Here is a 16,404-nt window from a genome sequence, read left to right on the forward strand (position 1 = left end):
GAACGCAGTCTGCGACACCATCATCGCTTACGTCCGCGATGACAGTTTGCAGCCTTGGCGGTAATCGCGCGCTCTTCCCTTCTCCCCCTGTGGGAGAAGGTGGCTCGGCGCGCAGCGCCGAGACTGTTGAGGGGTGTTGGACGGAGCGCCGCCGGTGCCAAGCTGGAGCACCCCTCATCCGACCGAGCTTCGCTCGGCCACCTTCTCCCACAAGGGGGAGAAGGGAGGGCGCGACCTCAGCTCCTCAGCTACACCCGCTCGTAGCCCCGCAAGTATCGCACTTCTCGCAAGTCCCGTTCCGCACCATCGTGAAGTTATGGCATTCCGAGCATTCGTTGCCGGTGTAGCCCTGCATCAGCGATTGCTGGCGCCGGTTGGCGGCGAGCGCTTTGGCTTCGGCTGCTTCTTTCGCGGCCTCGTCGGTGAACAGCTCCGTCGGGTCGGAGGCTTCCGCGTAGACGATGTCCTCGACCAGTTCCCTGGCGCGCTCCTCGTAGTCGCGCTTGTAGGCGATGGCTTCGTCGCTGGCCGGCTTCAGCGTCAGCACGTTGGAGCCGGAGAAGGCGGTCGGGGCGGTACGGGCTGGAGTTCCGGAGCCGGAACCCGCAAAGCCTTTCGGCTCGGCGCCCGACACCAGCTTGACCGGCGAGGCGCCGCGGGTCAGGCCCTTGGAGAAGGGCGTTGCCTTGCCTTCGTTGATGCCGCGCCCGAGCGCAGTCTTGTCGAAGTCCGACTGGTCGACATGGGCCAGGTCGTGGCGGCCGAGATAGGAGACGGCGAGTTCGCGGAAGACATAGTCGAGGATCGACGTGGCGTTCTTGATCGCGTCGTTGCCTTGCACCATGCCAGCCGGCTCGAATTTGGTGAAGGTGAAGGCCTCGACGAATTCCTCGAGCGGCACGCCATATTGCAGGCCGAGCGAGATGGCGATGGCGAAGTTGTTCATCATCGCCCGGAAGGCCGCACCTTCCTTGTGCATGTCGATGAAGATCTCGCCGATACGACCGTCATCAAACTCGCCAGTGCGCAGATAGACCTTGTGGCCGCCGACGACCGCCTTCTGGGTATAGCCCTTGCGGCGGTTCGGCAGCTTCTCGCGGTCACGGTAGAGACGCTCGACGACGCGCTCGACGATCTTCTCGGTCACCTGAACGGCGCGCTGTGCGGCCGGCGCCGCGATCAGCTGCTCGATGGCTTCGTCCTCGTCGTCTTCGACGTCGGCGAGCAGCGAGGCATTGAGCGGCTGCGACAGCTTCGAGCCGTCGCGATAGAGCGCGTTAGCCTTCAGCGCCAGCTTCCACGACAGCATGTAGGCGCCTTTGGCGTCTTCCACCGTCGCGTCGTTCGGCATGTTGATGGTCTTGGAAATGGCGCCGGAGATGAAGGGCTGCGCCGCCGCCATCATCATGATGTGGCTGTTGATCGACAGCGAACGCTTGCCGATCTTGCCGCACGGGCTGGCGCAGTCGAACACCGGCAGGTGTTCGGCCTTCAGGAACGGCGCGCCTTCCAGCGTCATCGCCCCGCAGACATGGATGTTGGCGGCCTCGATATCTTTCTTCGAAAAACCAAGCGCCGGCAGCATCTCGAATGAGAAATCGTTGAGCTGCTCGTCGGTGAAGCCGAACGTCTCCTTCACCCAGTCAGAGCCCAGCGTCCACTGGTTGAAGACGAACTTGATATCGAAGGCCGACTTCAATGCCGCATTGAGCGCGGCGATCTTTTCGTCGGTAAAGCCTTTTGCCTTGAGCGAGCCAGGATTGATGCCCGGCGCCTGGTTGAGATTGCCGTGGCCGACCGCATAGGCCTCGATCTCGGCGATCTGGCTCTCGGAATAGCCGAGCGTGCGCAACGCTTCCGGCACGGCGCGGTTGATGATCTTGAAATAGCCGCCACCGGCGAGCTTCTTGAATTTTACCAGCGCGAAGTCGGGCTCGATGCCGGTGGTATCGCAATCCATCACCAGGCCGATCGTGCCGGTCGGGGCGATCACCGTTGCCTGCGCGTTGCGGTAGCCGTGCTCCTCGCCGAGCTCGATGGCGCGGTCCCAGGCGGCCTTGGCGTGGTCGGCAAGCTCTTGCTGCCTGAGATCCGAGGCGACCAGCGGCACCGGGTTGACGGCAAGCTTCTCGTAGCCGTCCCTTTCGCCATAGGCAGCACGGCGGTGGTTGCGCATGACGCGCAGCATGTTCTGCGCATTGCGGTCATAATCGGGGAAGGCGCCGAGCTCGGCGGCCATTTCAGCCGAAGTGGCATAGGCCGTGCCGGTCATGATCGCGGTGAGTGCGGCGCAGATGGCGCGGCCTTCGTCGGAATCATAGGGAATGCCGGAGGTCATCAGCAGGCCGCCAATATTGGCATAGCCGAGGCCGAGCGTGCGGTACTCGTAGGAAAGCTTGGCGATCTCCTTCGACGGGAACTGCGCCATCATCACCGAAATTTCCAGCACCATGGTCCACAGCCGAACCGTGTGCTCGTAGGCGGCGATGTCGATAGTGCCGTCGGCGTTGCGGTAGGGCAAAAGGTTGATCGAGGCCAAATTGCAGGCGGTGTCGTCGAGGAACATGTATTCCGAGCACGGATTGGACGCCCGGATCGCACCGGCCGAGGCGCAGGTGTGCCAGTCATTCATCGTCGTGTTGAAGTGCAGTCCGGGATCGGCCGACGCCCAGGCGGCATAGCCGATCTTTTCCCAGAGATCGCGTGCCTTCAGCGTCTTCAGCACCTTGCCGTCCTTGCGGGCGGTGAGATGCCAGTCGCCGTCCTGCTCGACCGCGCGCAGGAAATCGTCCTTCAGCGACACCGAATTGTTGGAATTCTGGCCGGAAACGGTGAGATAGGCGTCCGAATCCCAGTCGGTGTCGTAGGTCTTGAACGACATCGAGGTGTAGCCCTGCTTAGCAAACTGGATGACGCGGTAGATGTAGTTCTCCGGCACCGCGTCCTTCTTGGCCGCCTTGATCTCGCGCTTCAGCGCGGTGTTGACCGCCGGATCGAAGCAATCGTCGCCATTGCCTTCGCAGTTGATGCAGGCCTTCATGATCGCTTCGAGATGCTTCTTGACGATCTTCGAGCCAGTGACCAGCGAGGCGACCTTCTGCTCCTCATTGACCTTCCAGTCGATGAATTCCTCGATGTCGGGATGATCGGCGTCGACGATGACCATTTTCGCGGCGCGGCGTGTCGTGCCGCCCGACTTGATGGCGCCCGCCGCGCGGTCGCCGATCTTGAGGAAGCTCATCAGCCCCGACGAACGACCGCCGCCCGACAGCTTTTCGCCTTCACCGCGCAGGAACGAGAAGTTGGAGCCGGTGCCGGAGCCGTATTTGAACAGGCGCGCCTCACGCACCCACAGGTCCATGATGCCGCCTTCATTGACGAGGTCGTCCTGCACGCCCTGGATGAAGCAGGCATGCGGCTGCGGATGCTCGTAGGAAGACTTCGACTTGGTCAGCTTGCCGGTGAACGGGTCGACATAGAAATGACCTTGGCTCGGACCGTCGATGCCATAGGCCCAGTGCAGGCCGGTGTTGAACCATTGCGGCGAGTTCGGCGCGACGCGCTGGGTGGCCAGCATATAGGCGAGCTCGTCGCGGAAGGCGCGCGCGTCTTCCTCCGACTTGAAGTAGCCGCCCTTCCAGCCCCAATAGGTCCAGGTGCCGGCAAGCCGGTCGAAGACCTGGCGGGCGTCGGTCTCGGAACCGTAGCGCTCGGCTTCCGGCAGCTTGGCCAGTTCAGCCTCGTCGGCGACCGAGCGCCACAGGAAGGAGGGGACTTGCGTCTCTTCGACCTTCTTCAGCCGTGCCGGGACGCCAGCCTTGCGGAAATATTTCTGCGCCAGGATATCGGCGGCAACCTGGGAGAACTGCGCCGGCACGTCGATGTTGTCCAAGCGGAACACCACCGAGCCATCCGGATTCTTGATCTCCGAAAGCGCCTTGCGGAATTCGATCTCCGCATAAGCTGATTGCCCTGGCTTGGTGAAACGACGCTCGATGCGCATTGGTCCGGTCCCTTTTGTCTACATATAGCGCTTTTCCCAGAGGATTTCTGCCCTCTTGGCGAAACGCGCATGTCCGCCGTCTGCCGGCGTTCGAAACCCGCCGGCTCTCATCATCACAGTCTCCGCCGCCCTGCCGGTCGAACCTCTTGCGAGGCCGCTGTCCAACGCGCTCACGGACCCTGTGGGTCCCTCAAAGCTGAAAACTTTTTGTAACGCCCTCGGTCGAGGGAACTTCACATTATCTAGCGTCGAACCTACCTGCAAACACTAAATATAGTATTAACAGACAATTTATTCAAGTCCGACAATCCTCCCCTCTCGCCCCCCAAGGCTTCAAAATCCCACGCATTCGCCGGCCTCGTAAACAGGCGGGAACGCGGATCAAAACGCACATATTCCGGGAAAAAGACCGGCCTCGAAACTTTTCCGGTCGCACTCTCAACAAGAGCGCATGGCCTATAAAAGGCGACTCGTTTTGCGACGTCAAGGATTCGTTTGCGTAGCTTTTATGACCCCCACATCTTGTGTGTCACACATGTGGATAACGGGGATAGAAGCGGAGCGCAAGGAAGGGTCGGCTCTGGGTGGAGGCGCTTCGGCAACGACGTTCCACAGCACCTGAGCGATAGGCTATGCGCGACTGAGACTCAGGAGAACCGATGCGGATCCGCGCAGAAATGGGCGATGATCTGGCTGAGGTCGGGTTCGTTGACCATGCGCACAGCCTCGGCGGCGCTGACCCACTTGCGGGTGCGTGCCCGCTTTTCCTTCCACCGGTCGGCGACCTTGTCGACCTGCAGCGGGAAGACCAGCACCTCGCACGGCACTTCCTCGCCGGAATCCAGCAGCTTGGCATAGAAATAGCGGCCGGCCTCGTGATGCGAGATTGTGCCGCTCAGGCCGGCCTCCTCGCCGGCTTCGCGTGCCGCCGCTTCGCAAAGCGGCTCCTTCGCTTCCGGCCAGCCCTTGGGAAGCACCCAACGGCCGGTATCGCGGCTGGTAATCAGCATGATTTCGACGCCGTCGCCGCTATCGCGCCAGGGCAGCGCTGCAACCTGCAGGCGGGAGGGCACCGCGCCGAAGAGTCGCCGGACCCTTTCGGCCTTATGGTCGTGCGTCGTTGGCCTCGTCAACATCGGAGAAGCTTGCCCCAGCTTCCAGAATCATTTGCCGTCTCACGAATCTTACGGCTAATTATAAGCAATGAAAGTAAAAAATGTTTCACGGATCGGCCAGATTCCGTCAATCTGCGCCGATCTCAGCCTAATGGCGCGACTGCAGCAGCGTCGCGCCACGCCTTTATCGGTGTGCGGAGGTCCCCTGGGCGGACTCGGTGCATCAAGCGGCGTTGCCGCGAATCAGCCGGCGTGGTCGTCGGCGATCGGCTTCTGGTAGGTGAAGCCCATGTCCCAGGGGAAATAGATCCAGGTGTCCTGGCTGACCTCGGTGACGAAAGTGTCAACCATCGGCCTGCCTTTCGGCTTGGCATAGACGGTGGCGAAATGCGCCTTGGGCATCATCGCGCGCACTATGCCCGCCGTCTTGCCGGTGTCGGTGAGGTCGTCGATGATCAGCACGCCGGCCCCGTCATCGGCGAGCAGCGCCGGCGTGACCTCCTTCAGCACCTGCAATTGCCCCTGGCTGGTATAATCGTGGTAGGAGGCGACGCAGACCGTCTCGATGATGCGGATGCCAAGCTCGCGCGAAATGATGGCGGCCGGAACCAGGCCGCCGCGCGTGATGCAGACGATCGCCTTCCATTGCCCCTTGTTGGCGCCGGCAAGCCGCCAGGCGAGCGCGCGCGCATCGCGGTGGAACTGGTCCCAGGAGACCGGGAAGGCTTTTTCGGGCAGGGACATCTTTCGCGCACTCCGTAAAGCGCGCATCGCGCGCAGACACCTATGGAATGCGCGCGGAATTAACTGGAAAGGCTTGGCTTTGGCAAGGGCGCGGCAAAGCTATTGTCCTGCCAGCTATCCCTGTGAACCTACCGCGACAGGAAAGCCGCCACCGGGGCGGTGCGCAGCACCGTTCGCGTCACCCCGCCGAACAGCAGCTGGCGCAGCCAGGAATGGCTGTAGGCGCCGAGCACGAGCAGGTCCGCACCCGACTCGGCGACCCTGGTCTGGATGATGTCGTCAACGGAAGCGCCGCCGGACCTCAGCACCGAGACGCTGACGGTCGCGCCATGCCTGGACAGCGAGGCGGCGATCTCGGCGCCGGCTGTTTCCGGCGCCTCGTCGAGCGTATCGGGCGGGTCGATGACGACGATGTCCGTCTTTTCGGCCTCGATGATGAAGGGCAGGGCATCGAAGGCCGCGCGCGCGGCTTCCTTGCTGCCGTTCCAGGCGAGCAGCACATGCTTGAAGCTGGTGACCAGCGGACCCGAATGCGGCACCACCAGCACCGGCCGGCCGGCATCGTAGACCAGGGTGTCGACGTCGGCGCTCGGGTCGCTGCCCGATTCGCGCTGCGCGGCGATGATCAGGTCCGCGGTGCGAACGGTCGAGATGCCGGTCAGCGCACTGTCGCCGGAAAAACTCTCGAGACTGCGCCACTCGAACGACAGGCCGGAATTCTCGATGCGCTTGTGAAAGGCGGCCTGCAACTTCTCGGCGCGCTCCCGGTTCATATCGGCGGAAACCTGCAGGAACTCGGTGTCCGGAAAGCCGGTGGCAGAGGTGTAGGGCACCGGCAGCGCCTCGGCATGGATGCCGATCAGATGGCTCTGGAATCGGCTGGCCAGCGGGATCGCGCAGTCGAGGACGCGCTCGGCATCCTGTTCATTCTGCAATATGGCGACGATGGTCTTGAAGCGCATGGCAGTCCCTCACTTCTTACGGCGATCCCACTCGTGACAAACGTCACTGCGCGATGCTGGTTCCGTCAGGCCGGCCGATCAGCCCACTCGGCTTGCCTTGATCAAGCCCGCCACCATAGCCTCTACGTCGGCGCGTGCGGAGTCCAGTGCCTGCTGGCTGCGGGCGCGCACCACCAGTTCCGTCCAGAACTTGCCGTCGCCATATTTCGGGTAGGAGCCGATGATCGTGTCCGGATGCGCCTTCTGGATGTCGCCCAGCGGCCCGCCGATCAGGCCTTCGCCGAACGGGCATTCCACGGTTGCTGACAGCATTTTGGTGCCGGCCCGCAATGTCGGCACGACATTGTCGAGCATCGCCTGGAAAATCGCCGGCACGCCGGCCATGACATGGACGTTGCCAATGCGAAAGCCCGGCGCAACCGACACTGGATTATCGATGTGGTCTGCCCCGCGCGGCATCCGCGCCATGCGCTTGCGTGCTTCGGTGTATTCGATGCCGCGGGCGGCGTAGCTTGCCTCCAGCAGGGCGTAGGCCTTGGCGTCGTATTCGCATGGCACGCCAAAGGCCTTGGCAACCGAATCGGCGGTGATGTCGTCATGCGTTGGGCCGATGCCGCCGGTGGTGAAGACATAAGTATAGCGGGTGCGCAGCGCATTCACCGCAGCGACGATCTCGTCTTCCTCGTCCGCAACGATGCGCACTTCCTTCAGGTCGATGCCGATCGCCGTCATGATGTCGGCGAGGTGGCCGATGTTCTTGTCCTTGGTGCGGCCGGACAGAATCTCGTCGCCGATGACGAGCATGGCGGCGGTGACGATTTCGGTCATGACTGGCTCCGGCAAACGGGTCGCCTGAGATAGCGCGGCAAACGGCCGGCGGCAATGCCGCCAAATGACGGATCTACCTGTGCCACCTCCCTTGCAGTGCACCCGTCGGCGGGTGATGCTGCGTGCCGGTTTGGAGCCCTGAGCAAGACATGCCGGCATCGATTCTGCTATGGCTACCCGGCGCGCTGTTTCTGCTGGCGCTCGTCATGGCAGCCTATCCGATGCTGGCGACGCTGCGGATCGCGGCGAAGGCCGAAAGGCTGGTGCCGGCCAGTGGCAAATTCATCGAGATCGACGGCAACCGCATCCATTATGTCGAGACGGGCGAGGGGCGGCCGATCGTCTTCCTGCACGGCCTCGGCGCGCAGCTTCATCAATTCGGCCACACGCTGTTCGGACGGTTCGGCCCGAACTATCGGCTGATCGCGCTCGACCGTCCGGGCTCCGGCTATTCGGTGCGGGCCAGGGGCGCCAGCGGACGGCTGCCCGAGCAGGCCGAGATCGTGCGGCATTTTATCGACGCGCTTGGGCTGGAAAAGCCTCTGGTCGTCGGTCATTCGCTGGGTGGCGCCATCGCGCTGACGCTGGCTATCGAGCATCCAGAGGCGATTTCCGGCATCGCCTTGCTGGCACCGCTGACCCATCTGGAGCCGGACGCGCGCGAGAAGTTCGGCCCGCTGTACATTAAGTCGCCGCTGCGGCGCCGGATCATGGCTCATACGGTGGCGATCCCGGCGGCTCTCAAATATGCCGAAGCGACGCTTGCCTTCATTTTCGCGCCGCAGACGGCGCCGGCCGACTATATGGTCGAGGGCGGCGGCTGGTGCGGGCTCAGGCCAAGCCATTTCTATGCAACGTCGACCGATGTCGTGGCCATTGAGCACGACCTTGGCCGCATCGAGCAACGCTATCGCGAGATCACCATGCCGGCCGGCATTCTGTTTGGTGCTTCCGATCTCGTGCTGGGCATCGATATTCAAGGCTGGCCGGTGATGGAAAAGATCAGGGGGCTGCATTTCGAGCCGGTCGAGGGGCTTGGTCACATGCCGCAATTCGTCGAGCCGGAACGGGTCGTCGCTTTCATCGAACGCATTGCCGACCGCGCATTTGCGCCGAAGTCCGACACCGGCAGCTGACACCCTTCCGCAACCTCGCGCATTCCTCACGCAAAGGTGTGCAAGCCTGTCTCCGACGCCAACGCCAACACGAATGTCAACGATCAATACTGCGGCAAGTAACCGGCCGTAGCCTCGGCCGGCAGGGTGCCTACCCTAGGCATTCCCGGCCGCCGGGAATACCTCCGAACCCAATCATGATGCTGGCTATTCCTTCACGGCTCCGGTCATCGAGGAAACATAGTGCTCGACAAAGAACGAATAGAGCACCACGACCGGCAGCGAGCCGATCAGCGCTCCCGCCATCAGCGCCCCCCATTCGTAGACGTCCGAGCGCACCAGCTCGGTGAGCACGCCGACCGGCACAGTCTTGTTTTCGGACGACTGGATGAAGGTCAAGGCGTAGATGAACTCGTTCCATGACAGCGTGAATGCGAAGATGCCGGCGGAAATCAGGCCCGGCACCGATAGCGGCAGCACGATCTTGGTGAGGATCTGCCAACGGCTCGCCCCGTCGATCAGCGCGCATTCTTCCAGCTCGAACGGGATCGAGCGGAAATAACCCATCAGCAGCCATGTGCAGAACGGGATCAGGAAGGTCGGATAGGTGAGGATGAGCGCGAACGGCGTGTCGTAAAGTCCAAGGTTGAACACCATCACAGATAGCGGAATGAACAGGATCGAGGGCGGCACGAGATAGGCGAGGAACACCGCGAGGCCGACCTGCCGCGCCCCGGAGAACCTCAAGCGTTCGATCGCGTAGGCAGCGAACACCGCAGCCAGCAGCGACAGGAACGTGGCGGCGGTCGAGATGATGATCGTGTTGAGCAGCCAGCCCGGATAAGACGTCTCGAAGAGCAGGTAACGGATATGCTCGAGCGTCGGATGCACCACCCAGAACGGATTGAAATTGGCGTAGTCGGTCATCTCGAGGTTGGGCTTAACCGCCGTGATCGTCATCCAGTAGAACGGAAACAACAGCACGATGACGAAGATCAGCAACGGCAGGTAGACCGTCACCACGCGGCGCGGCAAACTCTGCAGGTAGCCCATGCCGCCTTCGTCGAGTTCGGGGCGTTTGCTCGTTTCGATCGCGGTCATGTCAATCTCCGCCGCCCTGCTGCCATTTGCGGCGCTGCAGGCCAAAGTAGCTGAACAGGATCGCCGCCAGCAGGAACGGGATCATGGCGACCGCGATCGCGGCGCCTTCGCCAAGCTGGCCTCCGGAAATGCCGCGCTGGAACGACAGCGTCGCCATCAGGTGCGTGGCGTTCACCGGCCCGCCGCGCGTCAGCACATAGATCAGCTGGAAGTCGGTGAAGGTGAACAGCACCGAAAACGTCATGGTGATGGCGATGATCGGCGTCAGCAGCGGCAGCGTCACATAGCGGAACAATTGCCAGCGGCTGGCGCCGTCGAGCGTGGCGGCCTCGTAGAGCGACTGCGGAATCGTCTGCAGGCCGGCAAGCAGCGTGATCGCCACGAAAGGAATGCCGCGCCAGACATTGGCGGCGATGACCGAAGCCCGCGCATTCTCGGGATCGCCGAGGAAGTTGATGCGATGGTCGATCAGGCCCATTTCCATAAGCGCCCAGGACAGGATCGAGAATTGCGAATCGTAGATCCACCAGAAGGCGATCGCCGACAGCACCGTCGGCACCACCCAGGGCAGCAGGACGATCGCGCGGAAGAACGACTTGAACGGCAGGTTCTGGTTGAGGATAAGCGCCAGCCACAGGCCGAGCACAAACTTCAGGACCGAGGCGCTGATCGTGTAGAGCAAGGTGTTGAAGACGGAGAGCCAGAAGACGGCGTCATCCCACAGATATTCATAGTTCTCGAAGCCGATGAAGATGCCGGGGCGGCCGATGCGGGCATCGGTGAAGCCGAGCCAGACGCCGAGCCCGAGCGGATAGGTCAGGAAGACCAGCAGCAGTGCCGCCGCGGGCAGCATGAAGCCGAAGCCAAGCGCGTTATGACTTTCGGACACGAACGTCAGAATGCGCGACAGCGCCGACCGGCGTGGCTGAGCGGCAGCGGAGGTCACGGCCATGGTCGGCTCCTCTAAGGTCTCATTGAACGGCCGGGCGGCCATGCGCGATTCGAAGCCGGGCAGCATGGCTGCCCGGGTGAACCCGGCTCAAACGCGATAGTAGCGGTTTGCGCGCTTCTCGGCTTCTTCCATCGCTTCTTGCGGCGTCGCCTGGCCTGTCACCGCCTTGGCGAACATGTCGACCAGCACATAGTCGGCCATGGTCGCCGCCGAGGCATAGCCAAGCGGGCCGGCATAGCCGTTGGGCCGCAGCGTCGCCGAGGCCTTGGCGTAGGCGGCGTTGTTCGGATCGGCCGTCCACACCGGGTTGTTGTCGAAGGCTTTGAGCGTCTGGCAGCAATAGCCTGCCGACGACGTGATCCACTGCGACATTTGCGGATCCTCGAACATGAACTGCAGGTAGGCCTTGGCGGCGTTGGGGTAGGGCGTGTAGTCGAAGATCACGGCCGTGGTCACCTGGAACAGCTCGACGGATTTTCCGACCGGGCCGATCGGCAGGTTGGTGGTGCGGATGTCCTTGGCTATCTCAGTGAGCTTCGGATCCTTGTCCTTGTTGATCTTGGCGGTGTTGTAGGCGGAAATGCCGTTGGCGATGACGCTCAATTGCCCGGCCAGGAAGGCGCGGTTGTTGTTGACGTCGAGCCAGCTTTCGGTGCCGGGAATGAAGGTCTTGTAGAGTTGCTGCGCGTATTCGATCGCCTTGAGCGTCTCGGGGCTGTTGATCGTCACCTTGCCGCTCTCGTCGACCATCTGACCGCCATGGCTCCATAGCAGCCAGTGAGCGTAGTTGTTGCCGTCGCCGACGCCGTGGCCATGCGTGAAGCCGGCCGGGTGCCCCTTTGCCTGCAATGCCTTGCAAAGCTCGAGCAGGCCCGCCGTGTCCTTCGGAAATTCGGAGAAGCCGGCCTCCTTCACCCAGCTTTCGCGATAGACGATGGCATTGCCGATGGTCGCCAGCGGCAGGCCGAGGAATTTGCCTTGCCGTGTCGCATATTGGTGCGGTCCATCGTGCCAGCCGCCATATTTCGAGCCGAGATATTCGCCCAGTTCCGTCACGTCGTGCAGCTTGTCGGGATATTGGTGCGGGTCGTCGAACCAGACGAACATCAGGTCCGGGCCGGAGCCGACATTGGCGGCGACCGCCGCCTTGGGGCGGATGTCCTCCCAGCTTTCCTTGTCGACGCGGACCTCGACACCGGTCGCTTCGGTAAAGCGCTTGGTGTTGGCCAGCCATTGATCCTCGTCGCCCTGCACGAAAGGCGACCAGCGCAACAGCCTGAGCTTGGCGCCGTCCTCGGGCTTGTATTTCAACCCCTCCTGGGCAAAGGCGGGAGAGCCGATGAGCCGGCTTCCCAAGGCTCCCGCCGCAACGCCGGCGGTGGTGCGGATCACGTCACGTCTGGTGAATTTCATGCTCGCTTCCTCCTGCTTATTGTCCTTGCCGTCCTACTGCCCGATGGGTGTTTCGAACCGCTGTCCGGTTTTGCCGTGAAAGAGATGGATGAGGCCAGGCTCGGCCGTAAGCCGGATGGTTTCGCCCGGCGTGAAGGAATGGCGTTCCCGGAAGTTTGCGACGATCTCCTCGCCGCCGGCGGTGCGGCCGATGAGCTGCACTTCGGACCCTGTCGGCTCGACCACCACGACGGTGACCGGGATGCCCTGATGGTCGGACAGCCGTAAATGCTCGGGCCGTATCCCCAGCACGACCGGCTCACCATTGCCGATGGAAAGTGCAGACGCCAACGGGACCGAAATCCCTCCGGCGCCGCGAAATGACGGCGAGCCGTCGCTTACGATCTCGCCCCTGAGCATGTTCATGGCGGGCGAGCCGATGAAGCTAGCGACAAAAATATTGTTCGGCCGGTCGTACAGCTCGAGCGGCGGCCCGATCTGCTCGACGATGCCGTCATGCATGACGACGATCTTGTCGGCCATGGTCATCGCCTCGATCTGGTCGTGGGTGACGTAGACCGTCGTCGTCTTCAGGCGCTGGTGCAGTTCCTTGATCTCGGCGCGCATCTGCACCCGGAGCTTGGCATCGAGATTGGATAGCGGCTCGTCGAACAGGAAAACCTGCGGATCGCGCACGATCGCCCGGCCCATGGCAACGCGCTGGCGCTGCCCGCCGGAAAGCTGGCGCGGATAGCGGTCGAGCAGCGGCACCAGTCCCAGGATTTCGGCCGCGCGCCGCACGCCGGCATCGCTCTCCGTCTTGGGAACGCCCTTGAGCATCAGCGAGAACGCCATGTTCTCGGCGACCGTCATATGCGGGTAGAGCGCATAGTTCTGGAAGACCATGGCGACGTCGCGCTCCTTTGGCGCAACGTTATTGACGACACGTTTGCCGATCGCGATCTGGCCGCGCGAGATCTTTTCCAGGCCGGCGATCATCCTGAGAAGGGTCGACTTTCCGCAACCCGAAGGACCGACCAGCGTGACGAACTCGCCGTCGTTTATATCGACGCTGACCCCGTGCAGGACCTCGACGGTCCCAAATGATTTGTAGACATCGCCGATTGCGACAGACGCCATCGATCTCCTCCCGATTGATTCCTGCAACGACTTCGAAGGAAACCGCTTTCTTGCCTGGCCCGCGACAGCGCCCAGGCTCCTCCCCGGTCACGCGCGATGTGAGACGGTAGCGCTACCAAACCGACCTGTAAAGCACGCCGGCATCACTGGGATATCGACACACCCTAATCCGAAACCTCGGTCTGCGGCCGGTCGCGGCCGTCGGCTAGCTCGTCATGCCATTTGCCGTCGGCGTCCTCGTACTGGATGCCGTCGGTGTTGCCGGCGACCTGCTGTTCGGCGGAAGCGATCTCGGCGGCGCGCAACGCGTCCTGATGGGTGGGGAACGTTTCGGAGAATGTCGAGCCGACCTTGTAGGCCCAGCCTCCGTCATGCTCGACGATCTTGTAGGTCAGTTTCGCCATGAAACCCTCCGGTTGAAAGCCCGTTGCCTCAATGCAGCCTATCGTCGGCCAGTCTGTCGTCTGGCAGCCTGTCATCTGCGACCAGCACGTCCGATTCCCTGGCGGCTTCGATCAGTGCCCGGCGCGCATCCGCCGTCGAACGATAACCTTCCAGCACTTTTAGGCAAGTGTCGAGGGCATCACGATGACGCGGCCCGCGATTGAGTGGCCAGACCGTCATCAGGCACTCCGCCGCCTCCTGGGCGCTGCGGATCTGCCGATATTTGCCGACATGGCCGAGTTCGACCACGACCGGCTTTTCAAATGGCTTGCTGTCCATCATCGCCGCCAACGCGGAGCGACCGATTTGGTTGCAAGTACTATGTTAGCTCAGGCGAATATAGCTCAATAGCCGCAGTCGTTGCGCAGCCAGCGTGCGTTCGCCCAGCCGGTGCGGCCGCCGAAATCGACCTTGTACCAGCTTCCGCGGCGGTCGAAGATCTCGGTTTGGTCGCCGTTGAATAATTGCCCGACCATGCGCGACGACGAGTTCGGTCGGGCTCGAAGGGCGAGAAAGCCGCTTCCCGTCGCCAGATTGTAGTGCCTGGAAAGGCCGTGCACCGTGCCTTCGCAATATTGCGCCCCGGCCGGCGTCGGTGCGGCGAACGACAGCCCGGCCAACACCGCGGCGGCAGCCGCTATGGAATTCCCCCTGAACGGCATGTCTCTGCTCCCCCAACCCGCCGCGCCCAGCCGCGGCCCCGGCCACTCTACACCGGCAGAGGATCAATGCGATGCTGTGCTGGCCCGTCCAGCGAGACGAACCCGCCGTCAGGTCGCCACCTTCATCCAGTGCTGCATCGTCGTCACCGAGCGGGCAAGCTGCGGCGCCGGGTGGATTTTTTCGCCGAAGGTGGCCGCGGCGCGCCAGCCCCAGCGCGGATCGGCAAGGAAGGCGCGCGCCAGCGCCACCATGTCGGCGCGGCCGTCGGCAACGATCGCCTCGGCCTGTTTCGGATCGTCGATCAGACCGACGGCCCGCGTCGGGATGCCGACGGCCTTGCGCACCGCTTCGGCCAGATGCACCTGATAGCCGGGCCCGGAGGGCAGCTTCTGCAACGGTGAATTGCCGCCGCTCGAGCAGCAGAGATAGGCGGCGCCGGCTTCCTTCAGCGCTTTTGCCACTTCGGTCGCATCCTCGACCTCGAAGCCGCCATCGACCCATTCCTTGATCGACAGACGCGCGCCCAGCATCAGCCTGGGCACCGCCTTCTTCACCGCCTTGGCGATCTCGACGGCGAAACGCATGCGGTTTTCCAGCGAGCCGCCCCAGCGGTCGGTGCGCCGGTTGGAGAGCGGCGACAGGAACTGGAAGATCAGATAGCCATGCGCGGCATGCAGCTCGATGAAGTCGAAGCCGGCGCGCTCGGCCCGCCGTGCCGCTTCTGCGAAGCGTTCGATGATTTGCAGGATCTCGTCGTCCTCCAGCGCCCGCGGCACCTGCCAGCCGGTGTCGTAGGCGATCGCCGAGGCCGACACGATCGGCCACGGATCCTGATCGGCATGCAGCGGGCCGCCGCCCTCCCAGGGTTTCCGGTTGGAGGCCTTGCGGCCGGCATGGGCAAGCTGCGTGCCGAATTTCGTGCCCGGTGCGGCGACACGCTTGGCTGCATCCAGCGTGCGTCGCGCCGCCGCCTCGTTGTCCTCGGAATAGAGGCCGAGACAGCCATGCGAGATGCGGCCGCGCCGTTCGACATCGGTCATCTCGACGGTGACCATGCCGGCGCCGGACATCGCCAGGTTCATCCAGTGATAGAGGTGCCAATCGCTGGCCGAGCCGTCCTCGGCCGAATACTGGCACATCGGCGCGACCGCGATGCGGTTGGGGAAGGTGAGGCCGTCGAGGGTGATCGGCTGGAAAAGAGATGAGGTCATAAAAAACTCCGGAAAGGGTTGCCGCTATTTATGCAGCCGATTGTGCCAGCGCCAGACACGAGACGGTGAAACGTCCTCTGGACCAATTGGTGACCCGATTGCGCGAACCGCCGTTCGCGGCTACGCCTTGCCGCGGCAGCAGGGAGTCCACCATGGAAGATCGCATTCGCATCCGCTCCGAGGAAGTCCTTTCCGACGAGTGGGCGGTTTTGAAAAAGACCGTCTTCGACTACCGCCGGCGCGACGGCAAATGGGAAACGCACACCCGCCAGACCTACGATCGCGGCGACGGCGCGGTGATCCTGCCTTTCGATCCGGAGCGTTCGACGGTGCTTCTGGTGCGGCAGTTCCGCTACCCGGCCTACGTCACCGGCCACAAGGAGCCGCTGATCGAGGCCTGTGCCGGCCTGCTCGACGAAGACGATCCCGAAACCTGCATCCGCAAGGAGGCCGAGGAGGAACTCGGCTACCGGCTGAAGGACGTGCAGCGGCTGTTTTCACCCTATATGAGCCCCGGAAGCGTAACCGAGCGGCTCTGGTTCTTCGTCGCCCGCTATTCGCCCGCCGACCGCATTTCCGACGGCGGCGGTGCGCAGGACGAAGGCGAAGACATCGAAGTCTTGGAAATGCCGCTCGACGAAGCACTGGCCGGCATCCACGACGGTCGGATCATCGACGCCAAGACGATTATTTTGATCCAGCACCTGAAGCTGAACCCGATCGGGAGGTGAGCC

The 16,404-nt window shown here is 62.9% G+C and carries 15 protein-coding genes; 2 read left to right on the forward strand and 13 right to left on the reverse strand.

The genetic code is table 11. From position 1 onward, the window contains the following. Positions 1-244 precede the first annotated feature (244 nt). From NKI47_RS23380 to NKI47_RS23400, 5 genes are all read right to left on the reverse strand, one after another. Positions 245-4,003 (reverse strand): vitamin B12-dependent ribonucleotide reductase, encoded by a 3,759-nt coding sequence (locus NKI47_RS23380; protein ID WP_352593800.1) that lies wholly within the window; start codon positions 4,001-4,003, stop codon positions 245-247. A 647-nt stretch (positions 4,004-4,650) separates the two neighbouring features. After that, a complete protein-coding gene (locus NKI47_RS23385) occupies positions 4,651-5,139 on the reverse strand; it encodes an NUDIX hydrolase (RefSeq protein WP_352593801.1) in 489 nt (162 codons plus the stop codon). 222 nt (positions 5,140-5,361) lie between these two features. Continuing rightward, entirely contained in the window at positions 5,362-5,862 is a 501-nt protein-coding gene (gene gpt / locus NKI47_RS23390; RefSeq protein ID WP_023674762.1) for a xanthine phosphoribosyltransferase, read from the reverse strand. Between the two features lie 128 nt (positions 5,863-5,990). Next, the gene (locus tag NKI47_RS23395; RefSeq protein WP_352458593.1) at positions 5,991-6,824 is read right to left on the reverse strand and encodes a universal stress protein; all 834 of its coding nucleotides are present in this window, start codon (positions 6,822-6,824) and stop codon (positions 5,991-5,993) included. Positions 6,825-6,902: 78 nt separating this feature from the next. Next, positions 6,903-7,652 (reverse strand): competence/damage-inducible protein A, encoded by a 750-nt coding sequence (locus tag NKI47_RS23400; protein ID WP_352570874.1) that lies wholly within the window; start codon positions 7,650-7,652, stop codon positions 6,903-6,905. A 149-nt stretch (positions 7,653-7,801) separates the two neighbouring features. Here NKI47_RS23400 and NKI47_RS23405 point away from each other — a divergent pair, with 149 nt between their 5' ends. Continuing rightward, positions 7,802-8,788: an alpha/beta fold hydrolase gene (locus NKI47_RS23405; protein ID WP_352593802.1), complete on the forward strand. Its 987-nt coding sequence runs from the start codon at positions 7,802-7,804 to the stop codon at positions 8,786-8,788. A gap of 186 nt (positions 8,789-8,974) precedes the next feature. Here the strand turns inward: NKI47_RS23405 and NKI47_RS23410 are convergent, their stop codons facing one another. The 8 genes from NKI47_RS23410 to NKI47_RS23445 all read right to left on the reverse strand — a co-directional run bounded on the left by NKI47_RS23410 (position 8,975) and on the right by NKI47_RS23445 (position 15,670). After that, on the reverse strand, positions 8,975-9,868 hold the full coding sequence (locus NKI47_RS23410) for a carbohydrate ABC transporter permease (protein ID WP_023674766.1): 894 nt from the start codon (positions 9,866-9,868) through the stop codon (positions 8,975-8,977). Between the two features lies 1 nt (position 9,869). Then, a complete protein-coding gene (locus tag NKI47_RS23415) occupies positions 9,870-10,721 on the reverse strand; it encodes a carbohydrate ABC transporter permease (RefSeq protein WP_502897019.1) in 852 nt (283 codons plus the stop codon). Positions 10,722-10,907: 186 nt separating this feature from the next. Then, positions 10,908-12,233 (reverse strand): ABC transporter substrate-binding protein, encoded by a 1,326-nt coding sequence (locus NKI47_RS23420; protein WP_352593803.1) that lies wholly within the window; start codon positions 12,231-12,233, stop codon positions 10,908-10,910. Positions 12,234-12,266: 33 nt separating this feature from the next. Next, positions 12,267-13,352, reverse strand: coding sequence for an ABC transporter ATP-binding protein (locus tag NKI47_RS23425; RefSeq protein WP_352593804.1), 1,086 nt, complete (start codon positions 13,350-13,352; stop codon positions 12,267-12,269). Positions 13,353-13,516: 164 nt separating this feature from the next. Continuing rightward, positions 13,517-13,756: a DUF2188 domain-containing protein gene (locus NKI47_RS23430; protein WP_023674770.1), complete on the reverse strand. Its 240-nt coding sequence runs from the start codon at positions 13,754-13,756 to the stop codon at positions 13,517-13,519. Positions 13,757-13,784: 28 nt separating this feature from the next. Next, complete coding sequence (locus tag NKI47_RS23435; protein ID WP_352453484.1) at positions 13,785-14,078, reverse strand: DUF982 domain-containing protein; 294 nt, start codon at positions 14,076-14,078, stop codon at positions 13,785-13,787. Between the two features lie 62 nt (positions 14,079-14,140). Beyond that, positions 14,141-14,458 (reverse strand): SH3 domain-containing protein, encoded by a 318-nt coding sequence (locus NKI47_RS23440; RefSeq protein WP_352593805.1) that lies wholly within the window; start codon positions 14,456-14,458, stop codon positions 14,141-14,143. A gap of 108 nt (positions 14,459-14,566) precedes the next feature. Continuing rightward, positions 14,567-15,670, reverse strand: a complete 1,104-nt coding sequence (locus NKI47_RS23445; RefSeq protein WP_352593806.1) for an NADH:flavin oxidoreductase/NADH oxidase — start codon at positions 15,668-15,670, stop codon at positions 14,567-14,569. Positions 15,671-15,822: 152 nt separating this feature from the next. Between NKI47_RS23445 and NKI47_RS23450 the strand changes: the two genes are divergently transcribed. After that, positions 15,823-16,401: an NUDIX domain-containing protein gene (locus NKI47_RS23450; RefSeq protein ID WP_352593807.1), complete on the forward strand. Its 579-nt coding sequence runs from the start codon at positions 15,823-15,825 to the stop codon at positions 16,399-16,401. Positions 16,402-16,404 lie beyond the last annotated feature (3 nt).

It is taken from the genome of Mesorhizobium sp. M0633 (genome assembly GCF_040320645.1).
Classification (GTDB): domain Bacteria; phylum Pseudomonadota; class Alphaproteobacteria; order Rhizobiales; family Rhizobiaceae; genus Mesorhizobium.